Source organism: Pantoea sp. X-Soil-OKNW-556 (assembly GCF_059730695.1).
This window is the reverse complement of record NZ_AP035990.1, coordinates 518,235-540,779: the sequence shown is the minus strand read 5'-3', so window position 1 is coordinate 540,779 and position 22,545 is coordinate 518,235. Positions and strand designations below refer to the sequence as shown.

The following is a 22,545-nucleotide window of genomic DNA, read 5'->3' as shown; positions in this document are numbered from 1 at the left end:
GTTGCCGATCAGGGGTTCTCAGATGACTTAAGCAGTCAACGGCGATTACATCATGCCGCCCATACCGCCCATGCCACCCATGCCGCCAGCGCCAGCACCTAAGTCAGGTGCATCGCCTTTCGGCAGGTCAGTGACCATACATTCGGTGGTGATCATCAGGCCAGCCACAGAAGCCGCGTACTGCAGAGCAGAACGGGTTACTTTGGTCGGATCCAGGATACCGAAGTCGATCATGTTGCCGTATTCTTCAGTCTGCGCGTTGTAACCGTAGTTACCGTCGCCCGCTTTCACGTTGTTGGCAACCACAGACGGTTCTTCACCGGCGTTAGATACGATCTGACGCAGCGGTGCTTCCATTGCGCGCAGCGCAACTTTGATACCGACGTTCTGATCTTCGTTCTGGCCTTTCAGCTCAGTCAGTTTCGCAGCAACGCGCACCAGCGCCACGCCACCACCAGCAACCACGCCTTCTTCTACCGCAGCACGGGTTGCGTGCAGGGCATCTTCAACGCGGGCTTTCTTCTCTTTCATTTCAACTTCAGTTGCTGCGCCAACTTTCAGTACGGCCACGCCGCCTGCCAGTTTCGCTACGCGCTCCTGCAGTTTTTCTTTGTCGTAGTCAGAGGTCGCTTCTTCGATCTGCTGACGAATCTGGGTCACGCGACCAGAAATAGCACCTTCGTCGCCCACACCGTCGATGATGGTGGTGGTGTCTTTGTTGATTACGACGCGTTTTGCCTGGCCCAGGTCTTCCAGGGCTGCTTTTTCCAGCTCCATACCGATCTCTTCAGAGATAACGGTACCGCCAGTCAGGATAGCGATATCCTGAAGCATCGCTTTACGACGGTCGCCGAAGCCCGGTGCTTTAACCGCAGCCACTTTCACGATACCGCGCATGGTGTTAACCACCAGCGTCGCCAGCGCTTCGCCTTCCACGTCTTCTGCGATGATCAGCAGCGGTTTGCCAGCTTTAGCAACGGCTTCCAGCACCGGCAGCATTTCGCGGATGTTAGAGATTTTCTTGTCAGCCAGCAGGATGAACGGGCTTTCCAGCTCAACAGCACCGGTTTCCGGCTTGTTGATGAAGTACGGAGAGAGGTAACCGCGGTCAAACTGCATACCTTCAACTACGTCCAGCTCGTCTTGCAGACCGGTACCTTCTTCAACGGTGATAACGCCTTCTTTACCCACTTTTTCCATCGCCTGAGCGATCAGGGTACCGACGCTTTCATCGGAGTTGGCAGAAATGGTACCAACCTGAGCAATAGCTTTAGAGTCAGAGCACGGAACTGACAGCGCTTTCAGCTGTTCAACAGCGGCGACAACGGCTTTGTCGATACCGCGCTTCAGGTCCATCGGGTTCATGCCAGCCGCAACAGCTTTCAGACCTTCGTTAACGATAGCCTGTGCCAGTACGGTTGCGGTGGTGGTGCCGTCGCCTGCTGCGTCGTTCGCTTTAGAGGCCACTTCTTTCACCATCTGCGCACCCATGTTTTCGAACTTGTCTTCCAGCTCGATTTCACGCGCTACAGAAACACCATCTTTAGTGATGGTCGGTGCACCAAAAGATTTATCCAGAACCACGTTACGGCCTTTCGGGCCCAGGGTAACTTTTACTGCATCTGCCAGTACGTTCACGCCACGCAACATTTTTACGCGTGCGTCATTACCGAATTTTACGTCTTTAGCTGCCATTTCAAATATCCCTTAAATTCGTTTCGTTCAGTGAATTACGCGTAAAAATTACGCTTCGACAATCGCCAGAATGTCGTTTTCAGAGATGATCAGAACTTCTTCGTTGTCGATCTTCTCAGTTTTTGCGCCGTAACCTTCGTTGAAAATCACCACGTCGCCCACTTTAACGTCCAGTGGCAGGATGTTGCCGTTTTCCAGGATACGGCCTTTACCTACTGCAACCACTTCGCCGCGAGTAGATTTGCCTGCCGCAGAACCGGTCAGAACGATGCCGCCAGCTGATTTTGCTTCAACTTCTTTACGCTTGACGATCACGCGATCATGTAACGGACGAATTGACATGTGATAGCTCTCCTTTAGAAAGTCCAATCATTCAGTTTTAGGGGTTGAACGCCGGGCTTCATGGCTTCCGGCCTCGTGGAGGAAGAGATTAGGGCTAATAAGAAGGCTTTCAAGGGGGAAAACAGAAAAAATTTTCGTTTTTGTAACAGACGACGAAAAACCCAGCAAAAAGGCGGCTCACGCCGCCTTGAGAAAATCACTGGTCTTTGTCGTGACCGATACGATCGTTATTTTTGCGCTCGTATTCGCCATCAACGGTAAAGCCACTGTCTGGTCCTGCTCCCGGCCCACGCCAGACGCGCAGATGCGGCATCAGCTTCAGCGTCAGGTGCTTTTGCACCGGTGGCAGCAGCAACAACAGTCCGAGAAAATCGGTAAAAAAGCCGGGAAGCAGCAGCAAAAAACCGGAGATGATCAGCGAAACGCTTTTGATCATCTCTGCCGCCGGGCTTTCATTACGCGCCATTTTCTCCTGCATCAGCATGAAGTTTCTTACGCCCTGATTTTTCACCAGCGAGACACCAATACATGAGGTGAAAATCACCAGCAGCATGGTGAGCAGAACGCCCAGCACATGCGCGACCTTGATGAAAAGCGTGATTTCAATCCAGGCCAGAACAAAAAAAATCACAAACGGTAACCAGCGCACCGATATCTCCTGTGAGTTGTGGCTGCCTCGCTTCAGGCCAGACAGCAGAATGGGATGGTCAAAGGGACCGTAATGAAAGAGATGGTCATTCCGGGGAGTGATTTCAACCGATCCTGCCAAATTTTTCCGGCTGACTTAAAATTGTGAGAAACATCACATATCGTTATTAGCGTAGCGCCAGCAAAAGCCCGTAAAGTGATCTGTGCACAGGCTTTTCTGTAATGACAGAATATGATCGTGCTCGCCAGACCGAAGATGGATAAAATGTCGGCGCTGGTATTCCACGACAATATAATTGCATCACCTGCATGTGACTCGCCGTCCTCCTCTGATCGCCTCAGAGTGCGTCCGGCAGCCACTCAGCAGCCATAATAAGAAGGTAATCATGGCGAACAACATTCGTATCGAAGAAGACCTGTTAGGCATGCGTGAAGTTCCGGCCGACGCCTACTATGGTGTTCACACTCTGCGTGCGATTGAGAACTTCTATATTAGCAATAGCAAAATCAGCGACATACCTGAATTCGTTCGCGGTATGGTGATGGTGAAGAAAGCAGCCGCCCTGGCAAACAAAGAGCTGCAAACAATTCCCCGCAATATTGCTAACACCATTATTCAGGCCTGTGATGAGGTACTGAACAACGGTAAGTGCATGGATCAATTCCCGGTTGACGTCTATCAGGGCGGCGCGGGTACCTCGGTCAACATGAACACCAACGAAGTGCTGGCTAACATCGGTCTGGAGCTGATGGGTCACCACAAAGGTGAATATCAATACCTCAACCCGAACGACCATGTGAACAAGTGTCAGTCCACCAATGACGCGTATCCCACCGGCTTCCGTATCGCCGTTTATACCTCGATTCTCAAACTGATCGACGCCATCAACCAACTGGGTGAAGGCTTCCAGCGCAAAGCGGTGGAATTCGAGAACATCCTGAAGATGGGCCGCACCCAGTTGCAGGATGCGGTACCAATGACACTTGGTCAGGAATTCCACGCCTTCAACGTGTTGTTGAACGAGGAGACGCGTAGCATTCTGCGCACCGCAGAACTGCTGCTGGAAGTGAACCTCGGTGCGACCGCGATTGGTACGCGTCTCAACACGCCGGACGGCTACCAACATCTGGCGGTACAACGTCTGGCTGAAGTCAGCAACCTGCCGGTGGTCCCGGCGGAAGACCTGATTGAAGCCACTTCCGACTGCGGTGCCTACGTGATGGTGCATTCATCGCTGAAACGCCTGGCGGTGAAACTGTCGAAAATCTGTAACGACCTGCGCCTGCTCTCCTCAGGTCCACGCGCAGGTCTGAACGAGATCAACCTGCCGGAATTGCAGGCAGGTTCTTCCATCATGCCCGCCAAAGTTAACCCGGTGGTGCCGGAAGTGGTGAACCAGGTGTGCTTCAAGGTCATCGGCAACGACACTACGGTGACGATGGCCGCCGAAGCCGGGCAGTTGCAGCTCAACGTCATGGAGCCGGTAATCGGCCAGGCGCTGTTTGAATCCATCAGCATCCTGACTAACGCCTGCTACAACCTGCTGGAGAAATGCGTCAACGGCATCACCGCCAACAAAGCGGTGTGTGAAGCCTACGTGTTCAACTCGATCGGTATCGTCACCTATCTCAACCCGTACATTGGTCACCACAACGGTGACATCGTCGGTAAGATTTGTGCCGAAACCGGCAAGAGCGTACGTGAAGTGGTGTTGGAACGTGGCCTGCTGACCGAAGCCGAGCTGGACGACATCTTCTCCATTCAGAACCTGATGTTCCCGGCCTACAAAGCCAAACGCTACACCGACGAAAACGAACAATAATCCGTTCTGGATCACGTTGTCGCAAGCACGCCCGTAGAGAATGCGGGCGTGTTTTTTTTTGGCGACTACAACTAAGGAATGTCGCGTTTCAGGGAGTGAAAAGATGGTCGTGGTTGAATTAATGATCGTGTTGCTGGCGATCTGGTTGGGTGCCCGTCTGGGCGGCATCGGCATTGGTTTTGCCGGTGGGCTGGGTGTGCTGGTCCTGACGCTATTTTGCGGCATGAAACCCGGCGCGATTCCTTTTGATGTGATTGAAATCATCATGGCGGTGATCGCCGCCATTGCGGCCATGCAAGTGGCGGGCGGTATGGATTATCTCGTCAGTCTCGCTGAACGCCTGCTGCGCCGCCATCCACGTTACGTCACCTTCCTCGCCCCCCTGGTCACTTATGTGATGACATTGCTGGCCGGTACTGGCCATACCGCTTTTTCCACTCTGCCGGTGATCGCCGAGGTCGCCAAAGAACAAGGTGTGCGGCCTTCACGCCCGCTCTCCATCGCCGTGGTGGCGTCACAAATTTCCATCACCGCCTCACCGATCTCCGCTGCGGTGGTGTTTTTCGCCTCGCTGCTGGAACCACGCGGAGTCAGTTATCTGGCCCTGCTCGGCGTAGCGCTGCCCTCAACCATGCTGGCGATCTTCTGTGCCGCCATCGTCACCAATTTCCTCGGTAAGGAATTGAAAGACGACGACGTTTATCAGGCCCGGTTGGCAAAGGGTGAAGTGACGTTACGTGGCGCCCAGGTGTTTAATCTCAAGCCGGGAGCCAAACGCTCGGTGGCGCTGTTCCTGGTGGGTATTGCGGCGGTGGTGCTGTATGCCACCGCGATCAGCGATAGCGTGGGTTTGATAGCCAACCCGGTACTGCCGCGCAACGAGGCCATCGTGGTGTTTATGCTCACCATCGCGACGCTTATCTGCCTGACCTGCAAAATCGATACCGGTGAAATTCTCAGCGCCAGTACCTTCAAGTCCGGCATGAGCGCCTGTATCTGCGTCATGGGTGTGGCCTGGCTGGGAGATACCTTTGTTAAAGCGCACCTTGACACGATTCAGACGCTGGCCGGGGATATGCTGCAAAGCTACCCGTGGTTGCTGGCGCTGGTGCTGTTCTTTGCTGCCACCCTGCTCTATTCACAAGCCGCGACCACCAAAGCGTTAATGCCCGCGGCGCTGTTGCTGGGCGTATCACCCCATGCGGCAATTGCCTCATTCGCTGCGGTTTCCGCCCTGTTTGTACTGCCTACCTACCCGACGTTGTTGGCGGCGGTAGAGATGGACGACACTGGCTCAACACGCATCGGTAAGTATGTGTTTAATCATTCGTTTATTGTACCCGGCGTGCTGGCGATTGTGCTGTCGGTGCTGTTTGGTTTCCTGCTGGGTGGCCTGATCCTGTAGCCTGGTTACAACCTGTAAACCCTGCGTTTATCTGGTCGTGTTATCATCACCCCTTTCGTCAGTGGAGCCTTCTGATGCACACCCATTCAGCAGTTATTGTGTTGTGCACTGCCCCGGACCAGACTTGTGCCGAGCAACTGGCCGCCAGTGCGCTGGCCGCGAAACTGGCCGCCTGCGTTACGCTACTGCCCGGTGCCACATCGTTTTATGTCTGGGAAGGAAAACTGGAGCAGTCCAGTGAAGTCCAGATGTTACTGAAAAGCGATACACAACATCAGCAGGCGCTAATGGATCTGCTTAAAGCGGCGCATCCTTATGATGTGCCGGAACTACTGGCGTTGCCGGTACAACATGGAGACAGTGAATACTTGTCATGGCTGCACGCATCTCTCGCCTGATCGGCCTCTGCCTGGCGCTGTTTATCAGCCTGTCGGCTCAGGCATCAATCTTTTCGCCCAATAACAACAGCCGCTTCGTGCCGGTTGACCAGGCTTTCGGCTTCGATTTTAGCCAGCAAGGCAATCAATTAACGTTGAGCTGGAAAGTGAAATCCGGCTATTACCTTTATCGCCAGAAAATCCAGGTTATGCCGCAAAAAGCGCAAATAGCGCCGCTGGCATTGCCGCCAGGACAAGCGCACGAGGATGAGTTCTACGGGAAAAGTGAAATCTATCCGCAGGATTTACAACTGCCGGTCATCATCCATCAGGCCGATCAAGGGGCCACTCTGACGGTAACCTATCAGGGCTGTGCCGCTGCGGGCTTTTGTTATCCACCCGAAACCCGCTCCGTCCCACTTAACGCCGTCGCCGCTAATAACGCCGCGCCCGCGGTAAGCGCTCAACCGGACAACCGCAGCACCCCGCTGCCGTTCTCGCCGTTGTGGGCGTTGCTGATTGGCATTGGTGTTGCCTTTACCCCCTGTGTACTGCCGATGTATCCGCTGATCTCCAGCATTATCCTTGGCGGCCCGCGACGCTTTTCCCTCGGTCGTCTGTTCGCGCTGGCGATGGTCTACGTACAGGGTATGGCGCTGACCTACACCTTGCTTGGCGTGGTGGTTGCGGCTGCGGGGTTACGCTTTCAGGCGGCGTTGCAGCATCCCTATGTATTGATTGGCCTCTCGGTGCTGTTCATCGCACTGGCGCTGTCGATGTTTGGCCTGTTCACCCTGCAACTGCCCGCCAGTCTGCAAACACGTCTGACGCTGTGGAGTAACCGCCATCAGGGAGGATCGTTGCCAGGCGTATTTGCGATGGGTGCGCTGGCGGGTTTGATCTGCTCCCCCTGCACCACCGCGCCGCTCAGCGCGATCCTGTTGTATATCGCCCAGAGCGGCAATCTGCTGGCCGGTGCGGGTACCCTGTGGCTGTACGCTTTTGGTATGGGTTTGCCACTGATTGCCGTGACGCTGTTCGGCAACAAACTGCTGCCGAAAAGCGGCCCGTGGATGCATAGCGTCAAAGAAGGTTTTGGTTTTGTGATCCTCGCACTGCCGGTTTTCCTGTTGGAACGCGTAATAGGCGATCTTTGGGGCATGCGCCTGTGGAGCCTGCTCGGCGTGGCGTTCTTTGCCTGGGCGTTTCGCCTTAGCCTGGGGCTACAGGGCAAAGGACGTGTGGTACAGGTGGTGATGTTGGTGGCTGCGGTGGTGGCGGCGCGTCCATTGCAGGACTGGGCGTTTGGTGTCGATAACCCGGTGCAAACCGTCGCCCATCTGCCCTTCCAGCCGATTGCCAGCAGCCAGCAGCTCGATACGGCGCTGCAACAGGCACAGGGGCGCATGACTATGGTCGACCTGTATGCCGACTGGTGCGTCGCCTGCAAAGAGTTTGAGAAGTACACCTTCAGCGACGCACAGGTGCGCAGCGCCCTGAGCCAGGTGCAGCTGTTGCAGGCGAACGTCACCGCCAACAACGCTCAGGATAACGCCCTGTTGCAGCATTTACAGGTACTGGGCCTGCCGACCATTCTGTTCTTCGACGCGCAAGGTAAAGAGATTCCTGACTCGCGCGTGACCGGTTTCCTTAACGCCGACGAATTCCGCGCGCATTTGCACAATCTGCCGCGTTAAACGACACTGGAGCAAGACACACCCCGTCCGATTGCCGGACGGGCCGCATACCAGAGGAGAGTCACTTGCAACGTGAACAGATACTCGAGCATGCGTTGAATGTGCTTGAACAACGCGGCCTCGCCGCCACCACGTCCCTGCAACAACTGGCCGGAGACAGCGAACTGGCACCCCAACAGCTGGAACGCTTCTGGCCGGACCGCGATGCCCTGCTGTATGACGCCCTGCGCTATCACGGTCAGCAGATTGATAGCTGGCGGCGCCAGATTCAACTCAACGAACGTCTGAGCGGCGCAGAGAAGCTGCTGGCGCGCTATGAGGTACTGGCGGAACATGTCAGCAAAGGTCGCTTCCCCGGTTGTCTGTTTATCGCCGCCTGTAGCTTCTATCCGCAGCCGGATCAACCCGTCCATCAACTGGCAGAACAGCAAAAACGCGCCTCCTGGCAATTTACCCACGATATTCTGGTTAATCTTGAGCTGGATAACCCGACAATGGTGGCAGATCAGATGGAATTGATTCTGGAGGGTTGCCTGAGCAAGCTGCTGGTGAAGCGCAACGTGCAGGATGTTGCGATGGCGCGCCGTCTGGCCGAAGATGTGCTTAGCATCGCGCTGTGCCGTAAAAATGGAGCGCTCGCGTAGCCATTTTGGCGGTTCTGCATGAAAAGCAGGCAATCAATCACGTTTCCTGCGGTTTTTTCGCGAAAGCCGTTGACGACCGTGAGCCATTAGGGTTTAATGCGCCCCGTTGCCCGAATAGCTCAGTCGGTAGAGCAGGGGATTGAAAATCCCCGTGTCCCTGGTTCGATTCCGGGTTCGGGCACCAAAATTCAGAGAACCCAGCCAATGGCTGGGTTTTTGCTTTTTGGCTTCCGGTCGTTTTTACATTAACTAACGCTTTGTAAATGAAATGCCCTTCCTTTCAGTACCCATATTCTGAAAATTTTTATAGCATTATTATCGCTTCCGTAATATTCATGACTCAACATCTCGCTGGGAATAATCCCAATATCCGCGCATTGAAATAACTACGGAGTCACCCATTTTCTGGTAATCTGGTATTTCACATCAGGAAAATTATACGGTTCGGAAAAGTATCAAAGTTCACCTGCTGATCGCTTTTCTACAGAAACCGCCTGAGAGAAATATTATTCTACCTTTCAGCCACCTTTATAGATTTTGATAATTTTACAGGGGACAAATATGGACAAAATGACAAATTCCAAAACCCGTCGCAAACACATCCGTTTCTCTCATACGCTGCTCGACCAGATTGAAGAAAGCATGAACAGTGAAAACAGCCAGAACTTCTCGGCCTGGGTCGTGGATGCCTGTCGTCTTAAGGTGCGGGAGATTCAAAAGAATTTTAAAAGATAAAATTATTATTTAAATATCTCGGGTATTTCACCCACCATGCAACTGACCAAAGAAACAATAAGACATAACGTATTGGCGAGAGATAAAAGAACTTTTCTGCGATATTCGCATGGATAAAAAAAGGTCTGTTATGGAAAATAACTTTCTCATAACAGACCTTCTATTTTATTAACTTTCCAGCACCAGCCGACTGTCTGCCAGAATTAATGGCTGAATTTGGTGTGTCACCAATAACGTCGTTTTTCCTTTCACCAATTCTTTTAGCGCATTCAGCACCATGTCGGTATTGGTGGCATCTAATCCTTCTGTCGGTTCATCTAATAAGATGACGGGAGCATGCGACAGAAAAGCTCTGGCGATGGCGATCCTGCGTGCCTGACCACCGGAAAGCCGGGTACCGAGTTCCCCGACCAACGTATCCAACCCCGCAGGAAAAGCACGGACTTCCTCTGCCAGTGACGCCTGAGTGAGAGCCTGCCATAAGGCTGCATCATCCGCATCAGGGGATACCAGCCGCAGGTTGTCCCGGATGGAGGCATTAAACAGATACGTTTTTTGTCCAACCACCGAGATAATCTGTCGCAGTACCTCATCCGATAAGCTTTTTACTGCATGACCACCAATCAACACCTCGCCTTTTTCACAATCCCAAAAACCCTGTATCAGGTTAAGAATCGTGGTTTTACCTGCCCCACTGGGCCCCAGCAACGCCAGGCACTGACCTTGCGCAACCCGAAAGCTGAGTGAGTCCAGCACAACGGGTTGTTCTGGTGCATAACGCATGGTGACCGCGGAAAAGGTCAGATCGAAGGTTGCAGGCATTTCACTGCGCGTGGGCAAAACCACGGCCGGGGTAAGTTCCGCCATGGAAAAAATCCGCCGCGCCGCTTCGCGAGTGACGCCCAGCGCGGCAAATGCCGTGGGCAATGCCGCCACCGCTTCCGTGCTGGCAAGTACCGCAAATAACAACATGACGATGTCATTGCCGGCGATACCGCCGGCATGTCCCGCACCGACCAGCAGGATAAAGGCACAAAACATACCCAACTGGCCTGCCAGGGCCGACAATGCGCTACCTGACGCCCCGGTCCACGCCTGCTGACGCTGCGCGGCAATCAACTTTTGTGAAAGCAGGGACAAATGTCCGGCCTGTCGGGCAACAGCCCCCGCCACTTGTAACTCGCCAAGGCCGCGAATCAGATCGGTCGACGCAGCCTGAATCGCCGCACGTAATCCCGCGACCGCATGACCACTTGCCCGAGTGCGGGACGCTACCGCCAGCGGCACAATCACCCCCGCGAGCAACAACATCACGCCATCAATAACGGCGACACCCGGAGAGAACCAGAAAAGCACGCCCAGGATGGCGACCGATGAGATCAGCCCGGCAATCGCCGGAGCCAGAATTCTCAGGTAAAAATTGTCGAGGCTATCAATATCGGCTCTCAGACGCGCCAGCACATCACCGTCGCGGAAACCCTGTAAACGGGCGGGAGCCAACGGCTCAAGACGTTGATAAAACCAGACACGCAGCACTGACAGCAGCCGTAACGTTGCATCGTGCGTCACCAGGCGCTCAAGGTAGCGAGCGAAGGTACGCAACACCGCCAGGCCACGAATAGCGGCAGCCGGTGTGAAGAACTCCAGCGTCAGTGCCCCGACACCGGCCAGCGCCATCGACGCGATAAACCAACCCGACAGCGCCAGCAGCGTGACGTTAGACAGGATGACGACGACAGACAGACCGATACCGAGCGCCATCCGCCACCGCCAGGGGCGCGCCAGACTTAAGAGATGACGTAAGTCGTTCATGCGCTTGCTCCTTTCTGAAGCCGTTCAAGCTCGGCAAACACACCGCCACTTTGCAGCAGATCCTGGGGCTTGCCTGACTCGATCACCCTGCCCTGCGCCAGCACCAAAACCTTGTCGGCCATCGCCGCCACGTCGGTATCGTGAGTAATCACTAACCGAGCTGAATCGGGCAACGCCTCGGCCAACGCGCCCATCATCTGCCGCGCTGTGTGGCTGTCCAGCGCCGCCGTCGGCTCATCAAGGATGAGCACCGGTGGTGCGGTCAGCACAGCTCGCGCCATCGCCACGCGCTGGATTTGACCACCAGAAAGGCCCTGGCCGCCATCGCCAACCTGGGTGGCGTAGCTGGTGGGTAATGCGTCGATAAAGGGCGCAGCCTGAGCCAGTCGCGCAGCGGCATACAGTTCGTGGTTCCCGGCTTCGGGATGTGCGAGGCAAATGTTATCGGCTATCGAACCGGCAAACAGCGTGGGCCGCTGTGGCAGCCAGCCGATTTGCTTTTGCCACGCGGGTAAATCCAATCCGGAGAGATCCTGTCCATCAATCAGAATCCGCCCGTTTGCCGGGGTAATAAAGCGCAACAGCAGCCTGGCAAGGGTAGTTTTGCCTGCACCACTCGAGCCAACAATAGCCAGCGTTTCACCCCGGCGCAGCGTAAAGGAGATGTCCTCAATGCCGCCGCCTTCCTGATGCTGATAACTCACCCCTTCAACACGAATCTCCTGCGGCGCACCAACCGGTGTCACCGTGTTGGGTGCCGTTGCAGGCGGCTCGGTATTCAGGATAGCTAACAGCCCTTCGGTCGCGCCCAGGGCATCCATACGGGCGTGATAATGTGCCCCCAGATCGCGCAGAGGACGAAAGAACTCAGGGGCAAGCAGCAGCGCGAACAAACCTGGCAGGAAGGCCAGTTCACCGTAATACAGACGGAAGCCGACATAGACCGCCACCATCGCGGTACTAATGGTGGCGAAAAATTCCAGCACCAGCGAGGACAGAAACGCCACGCGCAGCACCTTCATCGTCGTCTGACGGTAGTTTTCGGAAATCACCGCAATGATCTGCGCCTGTCTGCGGGCCGCATTGGATTGGCGCAGGGTTGTCAGGCCAGAAATCACATCGAAGAAATGCGCACTCATCAGGCTGAGCTTATGCCACTGCCGGAGGTTCATTTTTTCGGCACCCTTGCCGACCAGGATCATAAATAACGGAACCAGGGGGGCCGTTATCAACATAATCAGCCCGGAAACCCAATCGGCGGGGAACAGCGCCACCAGGATCGCCAGAGGCACGATACCGATGATGATTTTTTGCGGAAGAAAGGCGGAGAAATAGGTTTCGATCGCTTCGACACCTTCACCCAGCGAACTGGCGATGCTGCCGGTGCGCTGTTGCTGGCTCCATGTTGGACCCAGTGCCGCGATACGTTCCAGTAACGTTCCCCGCAACGTCTGTCGAATGCGCGCGGCGCTCTCGAAAGCGAAGCCCTGGCGCAGCATGTCCAGACCTGCACGCAGGATCATCACGACAGGCAATAGCCAAAGTTCGGGGAACAGTTCGGTCAATCCTTTGCCGCCGATGATAACCCGGTCGATCAACCATGCCAGCAGCCAGCACTGGACAATCATCATGATGGCATTCAGCGTTGCCATGGTGACGGACAGGGAGAAAAGCGCGCCTGCCTGGCGACGCTGGCTGGAGAGCCAACGTTCCGCCAGGCGAGCGGCTGCGCCACTAAGGGGAGGACGAGCCGACATGATGCGTTTAGTGTCCGTAACCAACCAGTTTGGAGATGCGCCCCCGGAAGACCCAAATCTGGTACCAGTTATACATAATCATGACTGGTACAAACCCACCCATTGTCAGGGTGAAGGTGATCAGGGAAACCTGCGGGCTGGCACCGGCCCAGATGGTCCAGGTATTCGGTACGATCCACGGGAACATGGTAATCAACATACCAAAGCCCAGAATCAGCGCCGCACCGTTGAACCACATAATCGCCGCAAAATCTTTGTCTTTCAGGGTGTCACGACGCACCTGCTCAATGCAGAACAGCGCGATAAGACCAAACAGGCCCCAAATCCAGAAGTGCGGGCCAAACCACTTCGCACGCGCCCAGTCAAAAATCGCCGCGCTCCACACCCAGGTGATCACTACCGCAGCAATCGCTAACCAGAAAATGGTCGCAGTCCAGCGGGCAGCATCCTGACGGATAGGCTCTGACTTTTCAAAACGTGCACGCACAAACAGCACACCGGAGAAGGTCATGGCAACGCAGGAGGAAATGCCGGTCCAGATGGAGAAAGGCGAAATAAAGTTAAACGCCCCGCCCGCATAATGCGGCACGCCCTGCGCCGGGGTATCCAGCGCAAATCCCTGCAATACGGCACCGACACACATGCCGCCAAAGAAGGTCACGGTCAGACTGGCAACACCAAACACCCCGTCTGAGAAGCGCTGCCAGAACGGCGACGCCAGGTGACGGAACTCCAGCGCCACAGCACGAGACATAATGCCCCATAACACCAGCGCCATCGGCACCATCAGGTAACTAAAAGCCGAACCGTAAACGAACGGGAAAGTACCAAACATGATCCCCCCGGCCACAATCAGCCAGGTTTCGTTGGCATCCCAGGTGCCGGCCATCGCCGCCATAATTGCGCCGCGTTCGTCATGATCTCTTACGAAGAGCGAGAAAATCCCCGCCCCAAGGTCTGCGCCATCCAGCGCAATGTATAACAACACGCTGACGCCAAAAGCCAGCCACCAGGCAATCGTCAGAAATTGCTGGGTATGAGTAAGCATATCCATGGGTTTCTTCTCCGCGTCAGACCGGTCTTACGTATTCAGGATGGTCAGCATGACCGCCTGGCGGCAGGTCGAGCTGGCCGATATGCTCATGGCCTTCACCCGGCAGCTTGCTGGTCAAATCAGGACCCTGACGAACAACTTTTGCCAGGAACCAGATCGTACCGGCAACCACCGCTGACTCGAAGATGGCAAAGCCAACCAGCCAGAAGATTGCCAGGCCAAGCGTCATCGCGCTCATACCGTCCTCAGTACGCATCAGTCCGTTAACAATCCACGGCTGACGACCAATTTCACGCGTCCACCAACCTGCGATTACCGCGATATAAGGCAGCACCACCATCACAACCGCGATAAACAGGAACAACGTATTACGTGGGGCCAGTTCCACCGTCATACGACGGCGCGCCATCAGCCAGATACCCCACAGGCTGACCAGCAGGATTGCACCACCCGCTCCGGCCATCGCGCGGAACGCATAGAAAGGCAGCACCACAGGCGGCTGTTCGTCTTTCGGGAAGCTGTTCAGGCCTTTCACCGGGCCATTCCAGGTTTTGGTTTCAATCAGGCTGAGTGCATGCGGGATAGAAATCGACCAGGCCAGCCCATTTCCTTCGGCATTCGGCCAACCGATGATATGCCAGGCGCTGTTGACGTTACCTGCTGCATCATAGGTGTCGTAGTGCCCTTCCATCGCTGCCAGTGCCGCAGGTTTGTTTTCGAGAGTATTCTCGCCCAGCACATCACCCATATAGATTTGTGCAGCAGAAACCACGGCCAGCAACACCAGCGCATATTTCAGCGGTCGCAGGAAAAGCTCCACATTGCGGCGTTTCAGTACGAACCAGGCACAGGTCGCGACCACGAAGCAGAGCGACAGCTCGAAGCTGGCCAGCAACATGTGAGGAAACGCGCTTTTGACATTCGGATTGAGGAGCGCGGCTACCCAATCGGTCACATGAAAGATGCCATTCTTGTATTCGACACCGGTTGGCGTCTGCATCCAGGAGTTAGCGACCAGAATCCACATCGCTGAAAGCGTTGAGGAGAGGGCGACGTTGAAAGTCGCGAAAAGATGCATCCCACGGCTGATCTTGCCCCAGCCAAAAATCATCAGTCCGATAAAACCGGCTTCATACATAAAGGCGGTGATGGTCTCATATCCCAACACCTGGCCAAAGAATGGCCCGGCAGCTTGAGAAAAGCGGCCATACAGGATACCAAAAGCCATTTCCATCGTAACACCCGTTGCCACACCGGCTCCGAAGTTGACGATGAACAGCTTTTCGAAAAAGCGACACAAGCGGTACCACTTTTCATCATTTTTTCTGACCCACATCAGTTCAGAAATGAACAGCAGCGCGGCCAGACCAATGGTCAGTGGTGGGTAAATGATATGTACTGATGAGATTAACGCGAAGTCGATTCGCGTAATCAGCGATGTGAGATCGTTACTTAACATGACTATCTTCTTTTCTATTAAGTGACCAGATTAGCCAGCGACAACCGAACGCTCTTCCCCTTACATGGCAGGTGAAGTGGTAAGAGTCAGAACGGGGAGTGTAGAAAAAGGTGTCGCACCATCGGATTAGTCTACACGCCAAAACATCCTGGTTAGCACATGTCCCTGCTAAACACATTAGAAACAGGATAATATCCGACAACATGTACATGGCATGTCGAGCCTGGCCAGTTGGCCATGCTTACAACCAGGCAATTGCCGACGAAGCTTAAAAATAAGCGCAACAATACTCGACGGTAAGAAAATTACCGTTAAGACCTGAAATTTGCTTATTTGAGATGATCCAGGTTTCGAGACGCTTATATTGTCAATAAAGCACAATATAGGAGCTGTGTAGTCCGAATGAGGGTCAGTATATTCCCCCCCACCCGCATATTGTCAAGAAAAATGTGGGTAAATCGTTTTTCTGTTGCAAGAGATCTTATATTCATTCACAAGAAACAAAAAATGAATCAATCAACCAACCAACTGTAACCAAAAGAAAATCAAACATTGAAACAGTTGACTATTCTAAGTCAAATTGCGGCTGATTCGGCAATAAAAAATACGCAAGCACTCACAAAATAATAATCTAAATCAACAAGTTAACGAAATTGTGATTTTTCAGTGTTTACCAAAAAATGACTAATAAGGATGTTTATAAAAATTCAAACCGCTTCGGGATAATAATAATTTCCAATGTGTACGATAACGTTTAATCAATATAAAGGTACATAAAATTCACAAAAAAAACGATATCCGCATTATCATAATGGTCATATCAATAACCTTTCAGTCGATAATTAACAACAAAAATAACCAATGAGTAACATTTATAATTTACCAACAGATCCTTTATTTTCTGACGATAAAATATCCGGCCTGTCGTGGGTGAGTTGTCATGAAAAAGGGTTCATGCTTCACATGAACCCTTTTTTTACCCCAGCGCACGATTAGCTCATCCATTACGGTTGAGGTTGGTGACAGTCAACCTGGTGAACTAAGGCCACCATAGCAGCGCCTGGGCCACATAGATGAGACAAGTCAGCACGATTTTCGAACATAAACTGCGATGGGTAAAATGCTTCAAAATCACGCATAAAATAACGAACAGCATTCGTAGCATTTCGCGCAGATGTAACAGGTGAAAGATTGCCATAACATTTCCACGAATGACCAAAGCAGTTATGACTATACCTTGGTTTAGTTTGCGTGAAATGAATATCCGGCCAGGATTGATGAACTGTCTAGGTTAGTCTTTTAGAGGGTTACGGAAAGCAATCGTATTTACACCCATTCGCAGCGGCGCGATTTATCGCGCTAATGCGGTATCAATCATATGAAAATATAATTAGCGAATTATTGATTCAATGGCCTATGCACCACTAACCGATAAAGAGAAGGTATCTGGTGATCAGCACAGTTTTCTGTGCACCATCCGTAACGATTAAGGATATTTTCCAGTCGTGCCGTGTTTCCTGTCAGCCGCACCATTAAAGGCGCAATTTGCTTGCCGTCTTCATTAAATGAGACATCCAGCGAGCTACGTGACAAATAAATCGCATCCATCACCGGATTAGCACTGACCCTATTACGCCCGGACCATTCCCGATCATTGAGATGATGAAAGGTAAAATCCATCTGCTTCGCCGTTTCAATGGCATAGGTCAGTCTGAACAGATCATTTTGCTCCAGTAATACGCCATTGCAGGTACGCCAGAGATATTCAAGCTTATCGCGCAATTCAGACCTTGCGCCAAGAGTTCGCCCCTGTTTCAGTAACCAGTGAATATCCGGCGCGACCTCACGGGGGAAACGATGTTGTTTCAGTGCCGTGGAGAGCCAGCGAATCAGAAAAATATTTTCCTGCGATACCGAACCTACTAATCCATCCAGTCTGGCAACATGCAGAGCCACCAATGCACACCATGCTAAATGTCCGGTTTTCTCTGTCAACGGTTCAGTTCTCACAGCAACATCTCCATGTCATTAACTGCCACTCCAGCGGATTCAAGTGAAATACAATTTTGGCAGAATGTAAACCTCACACATTCACCTTTCTGATGTGTCCTGCCTTTATTAAAGGCATTATTAAAGAATAATCTGAGATTTCATTTAAAAAGCCTTTCTGCCAGAACGGCTTCGTCTCTTCATATCAAAACTCCCTCTGCCCGCCTAACTCAATCACCCTGTTGGCAGGGATCATAAATTGTTCATGAGCACGCAACGCATTGCGCTGGAAGAAATGGAAAATCGCCCCTTTCGCCCGTGCCAACCCGCGACGCTTTTTCATCACCAGCGTGTCGTGGGAAGTAAAGAACGAGGCTTCCTGTAGCGAGCAACCAAAACCTTCCAGGCCGCACAAATGCAAAATCTCCTGCATTGAGGGCACCTCATGCCAGCCATAGGAAGCCGTCACCTGCCAAAATGAGGGGGAAAGTTGCTGCATGCTGATGCGCTTCTGGTTATGCACCCTGGGCGTGTCGATGGTGCGGATATGTAAAAGTACGGTGCGTTGATGCAACACGCGGTTATGTTTGAGGTTATGCAGCAGCGCCTGCGGGATTTCATACTCCTTACGCGCGAGAAAGATCGCGGTGCCGCCAACTCTCATCGGCGGTGCGGCTTCCAGCGAACTGATCATCGCCTTCAGCCCCACCGGGTCATCCGCCAGTCGGCGGATTAGCAGTGAGCGCTCACTACTCCAGATCAGCATCAACACCAGCATCGTCATCGCCAGCAGAACCGGCACCCAACCGCCGGAGAGCAGTTTCATCAAATTGGCGCTAAACAGCGGGACATCAATGGCCAACATACACACAAGGAACACCACCGCCAGGGGCAACGGCCAGCGCCAATTTTTGAACGCCACCACGCTTGCCAGACAGGCTGTCAGCACCATAGTGCCGGTCACCACGATGCCATACGCCGACGACAGCGCAGAAGATTGGCGGAAAGAGATAATAATGACGGTCACGGCGGCAAACAGCAGCCAGTTAACCACCGGAATATAGATTTGTCCGGACTCGGTCGATGAGGTGTAGACAATACGTACCGGCGGCAGAAATCCCTGGCGAATCGCCTGATGCGTCAGCGTATAGACGCCAGAGATCACCGACTGCGCCGCAATCACGGTCGATAGCGTGGCAAGGACAATCAGCGGAATCTGCGCCCAGCCTGGTGCCAGCAGGTAAAAAGGATTGCGCACAGCATCCGCATCCGTCAGCACCAGCGCTCCCTGACCAAAGTAGTTCAGCACCAACGCTGGCATCGCAATAATCAGCCATGCCAGCCGAATCGGCGCTTTCCCCAGATGTCCCATATCCGCATACAACGCTTCGGCCCCGGTCACGGCCAACACCACCATACCTAACGCCGCGAACGACAGCGCTTTGTGGCTGTTAAGAAACTCCAGCGCGTACCAGGGGTTCAGCGCTTGCAGCACACCCGGATGCATCACAATCCCACGGATACCCAGCGCAGCGAGGGTGAGAAACCACACCAGCATCACCGGGCCAAAGACCAGACTGACCCGCTCGGTGCCATGTTTTTGAATAATAAACAGTAAGGTCAGGATGACCACCGACAGCGGCACAATCACATGGTCCAGTGCGGGTGCCACCACTTCGATCCCTTCAATCGCCGACAACACCGAAATGGCCGGTGTGATCACGCCATCACCATAAAAGAATGCGCCACCAATCAACCCGGCCAACACGATAAAATGCCCGGCACGACCGGTAACATGCTGACGAGCCAGAGACATCAACGTCAGAATCCCACCCTCTCCGTCGTGATCGGCACGCATCACAAAGCAGACGTATTTCACGGTGACGATCAGCGTCAGCGCCCAAAAAATCAGCGAGAGAAACCCCATCACGGCAGTAGAGGTCATGCCGCCGTTGGGTAATATCGAAAGGCATTCGCGCAGCGTATACAACGGGCTGGTGCCGATATCACCAAACACGATACCGGCCGCTGCCAGCATACCTGCCGGGAGAGACTGCTTAGTTGAAGCCATAAGAGAGGCATCCTTTCACAGGGGGTTACGGACAGCAAAGCGAATGAGCATATTATAGCTGCTGCCCCTGCCGCTGATGCGGAGAGTAACGCGCACAACCTCCCGTTTTTGCCTGATTTTTATATCCGCCCGCCATCTTTTTACGCCTTTTTTATATGCCGATGGCTTAAATCAAATGGAACGATTTTCATCGTGATCAAAGGGAAAATGCTATGTCAGGCTTAATTCTGGTTTCGCACAATCTGTCCCGGGCTTCGACGTTATCCGCCCTGTATGAAAGCATTCTGTCGCGCAACGGTGGGCTTTGGGTAAGCTGGGATGGCAAAACTCAGGCCCTCGCAGCAGATATGCCACGTCCCCTGACCTTCCGCCAGGGGCATAAATTTGACACCCTCACCTTTCCGCTCACCCGAGGTGAACGGGAACAGGGTTACCAAAACTATGTTCACCAGGGTCTGTGGCCGATGTTCCATCAACGCCCGGATCTGGCGCGCTTCAGTCAGGATGACCTGAGTCAATATCGGAAATTCAATGAGGCGTACGCCCGAGCGATTGCCGAATACGCGATGCCCGACGATGTCATCTGGATCCAGGACTATCACCTGATACCCAGCGTCAGGCTGATGCGTGACGCCGGTTTGACCAACCGTATCGGCCTGTTCTTCCATCAACCGTTTCCCGCCGGTCAGGGATTTACCGCCATCCCGGACTGGCAATGGCTGGCTGAGTCGTTGCTGTGTTGCGATCTGATTGGTTTTCAGACCAGCCAGGACATGAACAACTTTCTGCTGTGGGTGGAGAGCGCATTTCGTTGCGAACGTCTCGGTGGCACGCTGTTTCGCATTCACGGTCACCTGCTCAGAACCGGTGTCTATCCGGTCGGGATCGATCTGGAAGATGCGCACTGCCTGTTAGCCAGCAACAGTTGCAGTTATATGGAAGAACAGTGTCGCGCCACGCTGCCGCAAAACACGATCCTCAGCGGAGGGCACCTCGACGATAGCGCCGGTCTGCCTTACCGCATCAGCGCCGTTGAGGTCCTGCTACGCAGCCATCCGGATTACGTCGGCAACATGATGTTGTTACAACTGGCCTCGCCATTGGCCGGTTATGCGCCACGCACCGCCGGGTTAAGTCATGACCTCGAGAGCATCTGTGGCGAGATGAACGGCGTACATGGCACGCTGGAGTGGTGCCCCGTCAGTTATCTGACCAAATCTTACAGCCGTGAGGAGCAGGCAGGGATTTATCGCGCATCCCGCGTCGCGCTGGTGACGCCACTGATGGCAGGTATGAGCCTGATGGCAAAGATGTATGTTGCGGTGCAGGATCCGGCCAACCCTGGCGTGCTGATCCTGTCGCAGTTTGCCGGGGCGTCGGAACATATGGATGGCGCGTTGATCGTCAATCCTTATGACCCGGATGCCATCGCCGACGCCATCCATACCGCGTTGCGAATTCCGCTCAGTGAACGTCAGAATCGCCATGCACGGTTGATGAAAGGCATCCACCGTCAGGATTGCCACGGGTGGGCAGCCGGTTTTTTGGCTGATCTACATGAGTCAGAAAGTGATGAAGCAGCTGTAATGGCGGGCAGTTTGGTGGTGACAGCCAAAATGGTGGGGAGGTTGAGATATTAGTTTCAGGTAACAACCCTGACGTAGCGGCGCGATTTATCGCGCCGCTACGAAGATAAAACGGGAGGCCGCAAAGCCCCCCGAGGATTTAAAAATCGTATTGCAGGCTCAAACGGTTCTGCCAGAAGTGAGAATCATACAGCGGGGATGTCTGCACCCCGGCGAAATCGGTCAGACTCAGGCCCTTCAACACGCCACTGAAGCTCCAGGTGAAATACACCAGATATTCTGACTGGTTGATGCTGGCCGACGCCGGTGACGGTTTCAGATCCATAAATGAATACTGCGTCCCGAGCGACAAGTTTTCATTCATTACATAGTTCAGGTTGGTCATATAGGCGTTGCCGCTGCCGAGATCCTGGGTACTGGTAAAGAACGGCTGCGCAAAGTAAGGACCGGACGAGGTGTTGTGCGCGTATGGGGTAACCAGCGAGCCGTTGTTCCAGCTATTGCCGCTGGCGGCAATGTGGTCATAACCCAGTTTCCAGCTCAGGGCTGGGGTAAAGGTCAGCGCCAGTTGAGCACCGTAAGAGGTACTGTTGACTTCACCGGCGAGCGCTTTGCCAAGGCTGGTGCCACGAATAAACTGCACGCCCAGGTCCGGCTGGAACAGCGTATCCTGCCATTGCAAATGACTCTCGCCATACACCAGACGGGTGTAATCGGCGTACTCCTGATACCACAACTGGCCGGTGAGTTTTTTACCGTCCCACTGCGTGCCGCGACCACCGCCCAACGCCCACATGCCGTTGGTGCGTTCATCAACATCGGTATACGCCGTGGTATTAAGGAACTGATCGTCACCCCACGGTTTATAACGCCAGACTTTAGTGGCATGCAGATAATTGGTGCTGTCGCCGTAATTCGCATCAACGCCACGGAACAGAATTGGCGTAATACGCCAGTCGTAATCACCGACAAAAGGAATATTGATTCGTTGATCACCGGCCGTTATTTTAAAATCATCCTGCTGCCAGCTTAAATAAGCTTCACCGACGTTGGTTTGATTATCGCCAATATCGCTGATGGTATTTGCTTCATCCGGATGATCGATACCACGCAGGAAAATACCGCTGACGCCAGCACGAAAACCATAAAACGGCGCGGTTTCATACTTGATGCTGCCACCGTAGCTCACGGTATCCTGATTAAACCCTTTGGAGAAATAGGCGTTATGCGTCGAATAATACAGCGTACGCAAACTACCGCTCACGGTGCCGCAGGTGAAGATATCGGTAAAACTATTTACGCCACTCGCACCGTACTGACAATCGCTGATATTGCTCTGTGTTGCCGCCAGTGCAGCCGGAGCAAGCGGGAAAAACAGCGCAGCAAGACACGCACCACTCAGTGTTTTTAATTGCATAGTCCCAAGCCTCGTCACTTTTTAAAAGAGCAAA

Annotated in this window: 17 protein-coding genes and 1 tRNA gene; 8 read left to right on the top strand and 10 right to left on the bottom strand. The window is 53.6% G+C overall.

Annotated features, from left to right (window positions below):
* Nucleotides 1–45 precede the first annotated feature (45 nt).
* The 3 genes from groL to AC6I8T_RS02355 form a co-directional block, all read right to left on the bottom strand.
* Complete coding sequence (groL, locus tag AC6I8T_RS02365; RefSeq protein ID WP_021184221.1) at nt 46–1,695, bottom strand: chaperonin GroEL; 1,650 nt, start codon at nt 1,693–1,695, stop codon at nt 46–48.
* Nucleotides 1,696–1,743: 48 nt separating this feature from the next.
* Nucleotides 1,744–2,037 carry a co-chaperone GroES gene (locus tag AC6I8T_RS02360; RefSeq protein ID WP_021184220.1) on the bottom strand — a complete coding sequence of 98 codons (294 nt, stop codon included), beginning with the start codon at nt 2,035–2,037 and terminating at the stop codon, nt 1,744–1,746.
* A 196-nt stretch (nt 2,038–2,233) separates the two neighbouring features.
* On the bottom strand, nt 2,234–2,686 hold the full coding sequence (locus tag AC6I8T_RS02355) for an FxsA family protein (protein WP_021184219.1): 453 nt from the start codon (nt 2,684–2,686) through the stop codon (nt 2,234–2,236).
* Nucleotides 2,687–3,071: 385 nt separating this feature from the next.
* On the opposite strand from AC6I8T_RS02355, the gene aspA reads away from it, so the two are divergent.
* The 7 genes from aspA to AC6I8T_RS02320 all read left to right on the top strand — a co-directional run bounded on the left by aspA (nt 3,072) and on the right by AC6I8T_RS02320 (nt 9,366).
* On the top strand, nt 3,072–4,508 hold the full coding sequence (aspA, locus tag AC6I8T_RS02350; protein WP_021184217.1) for an aspartate ammonia-lyase: 1,437 nt from the start codon (nt 3,072–3,074) through the stop codon (nt 4,506–4,508).
* Nucleotides 4,509–4,611: 103 nt separating this feature from the next.
* The gene (locus AC6I8T_RS02345) at nt 4,612–5,913 is read left to right on the top strand and encodes an anaerobic C4-dicarboxylate transporter (protein WP_497833474.1); all 1,302 of its coding nucleotides are present in this window, start codon (nt 4,612–4,614) and stop codon (nt 5,911–5,913) included.
* 74 nt (nt 5,914–5,987) lie between these two features.
* Nucleotides 5,988–6,311: a divalent cation tolerance protein CutA gene (gene cutA / locus AC6I8T_RS02340; protein WP_021184215.1), complete on the top strand. Its 324-nt coding sequence runs from the start codon at nt 5,988–5,990 to the stop codon at nt 6,309–6,311.
* A complete protein-coding gene (locus tag AC6I8T_RS02335) occupies nt 6,287–7,987 on the top strand; it encodes a protein-disulfide reductase DsbD (protein ID WP_208724682.1) in 1,701 nt (566 codons plus the stop codon). Before cutA ends, AC6I8T_RS02335 begins: the two co-directional genes overlap by 25 nt.
* 65 nt (nt 7,988–8,052) lie before the next feature.
* Nucleotides 8,053–8,631, top strand: coding sequence for a division control transcriptional repressor DicD (dicD, locus tag AC6I8T_RS02330; RefSeq protein WP_021184213.1), 579 nt, complete (start codon nt 8,053–8,055; stop codon nt 8,629–8,631).
* Nucleotides 8,632–8,739: 108 nt separating this feature from the next.
* Nucleotides 8,740–8,815, top strand: a tRNA-Phe gene (locus AC6I8T_RS02325).
* 377 nt (nt 8,816–9,192) lie between these two features.
* Nucleotides 9,193–9,366: a YlcI/YnfO family protein gene (locus tag AC6I8T_RS02320; protein WP_021184212.1), complete on the top strand. Its 174-nt coding sequence runs from the start codon at nt 9,193–9,195 to the stop codon at nt 9,364–9,366.
* Between the two features lie 168 nt (nt 9,367–9,534).
* Here the strand turns inward: AC6I8T_RS02320 and cydC are convergent, their stop codons facing one another.
* The 6 genes from cydC to kup form a co-directional block, all read right to left on the bottom strand.
* Nucleotides 9,535–11,178: a thiol reductant ABC exporter subunit CydC gene (gene cydC / locus AC6I8T_RS02315; RefSeq protein ID WP_208724681.1), complete on the bottom strand. Its 1,644-nt coding sequence runs from the start codon at nt 11,176–11,178 to the stop codon at nt 9,535–9,537.
* On the bottom strand, nt 11,175–12,935 hold the full coding sequence (gene cydD / locus AC6I8T_RS02310) for a thiol reductant ABC exporter subunit CydD (protein ID WP_497833473.1): 1,761 nt from the start codon (nt 12,933–12,935) through the stop codon (nt 11,175–11,177). The genes cydC and cydD overlap by 4 nt, the downstream gene beginning before the upstream one ends.
* A 7-nt stretch (nt 12,936–12,942) precedes the next feature.
* Nucleotides 12,943–13,989 carry a cytochrome d ubiquinol oxidase subunit II gene (locus AC6I8T_RS02305; RefSeq protein WP_021184209.1) on the bottom strand — a complete coding sequence of 349 codons (1,047 nt, stop codon included), beginning with the start codon at nt 13,987–13,989 and terminating at the stop codon, nt 12,943–12,945.
* A gap of 16 nt (nt 13,990–14,005) precedes the next feature.
* The gene (locus AC6I8T_RS02300) at nt 14,006–15,448 is read right to left on the bottom strand and encodes a cytochrome ubiquinol oxidase subunit I (protein WP_021184208.1); all 1,443 of its coding nucleotides are present in this window, start codon (nt 15,446–15,448) and stop codon (nt 14,006–14,008) included.
* Between the two features lie 1,398 nt (nt 15,449–16,846).
* Entirely contained in the window at nt 16,847–17,458 is a 612-nt protein-coding gene (locus AC6I8T_RS02295) for a DUF2913 family protein (protein WP_208724679.1), read from the bottom strand.
* 184 nt (nt 17,459–17,642) lie between these two features.
* Nucleotides 17,643–19,508, bottom strand: a complete 1,866-nt coding sequence (kup, locus tag AC6I8T_RS02290) for a low affinity potassium transporter Kup (RefSeq protein ID WP_497833472.1) — start codon at nt 19,506–19,508, stop codon at nt 17,643–17,645.
* A gap of 212 nt (nt 19,509–19,720) precedes the next feature.
* Here kup and AC6I8T_RS02285 point away from each other — a divergent pair, with 212 nt between their 5' ends.
* The gene (locus AC6I8T_RS02285) at nt 19,721–21,148 is read left to right on the top strand and encodes an alpha,alpha-trehalose-phosphate synthase (UDP-forming) (protein ID WP_208724678.1); all 1,428 of its coding nucleotides are present in this window, start codon (nt 19,721–19,723) and stop codon (nt 21,146–21,148) included.
* Nucleotides 21,149–21,233: 85 nt separating this feature from the next.
* Here AC6I8T_RS02285 and AC6I8T_RS02280 read toward each other — a convergent pair whose 3' ends face one another.
* Nucleotides 21,234–22,511 (bottom strand): TonB-dependent receptor, encoded by a 1,278-nt coding sequence (locus AC6I8T_RS02280; RefSeq protein ID WP_021184204.1) that lies wholly within the window; start codon nt 22,509–22,511, stop codon nt 21,234–21,236.
* Nucleotides 22,512–22,545 lie beyond the last annotated feature (34 nt).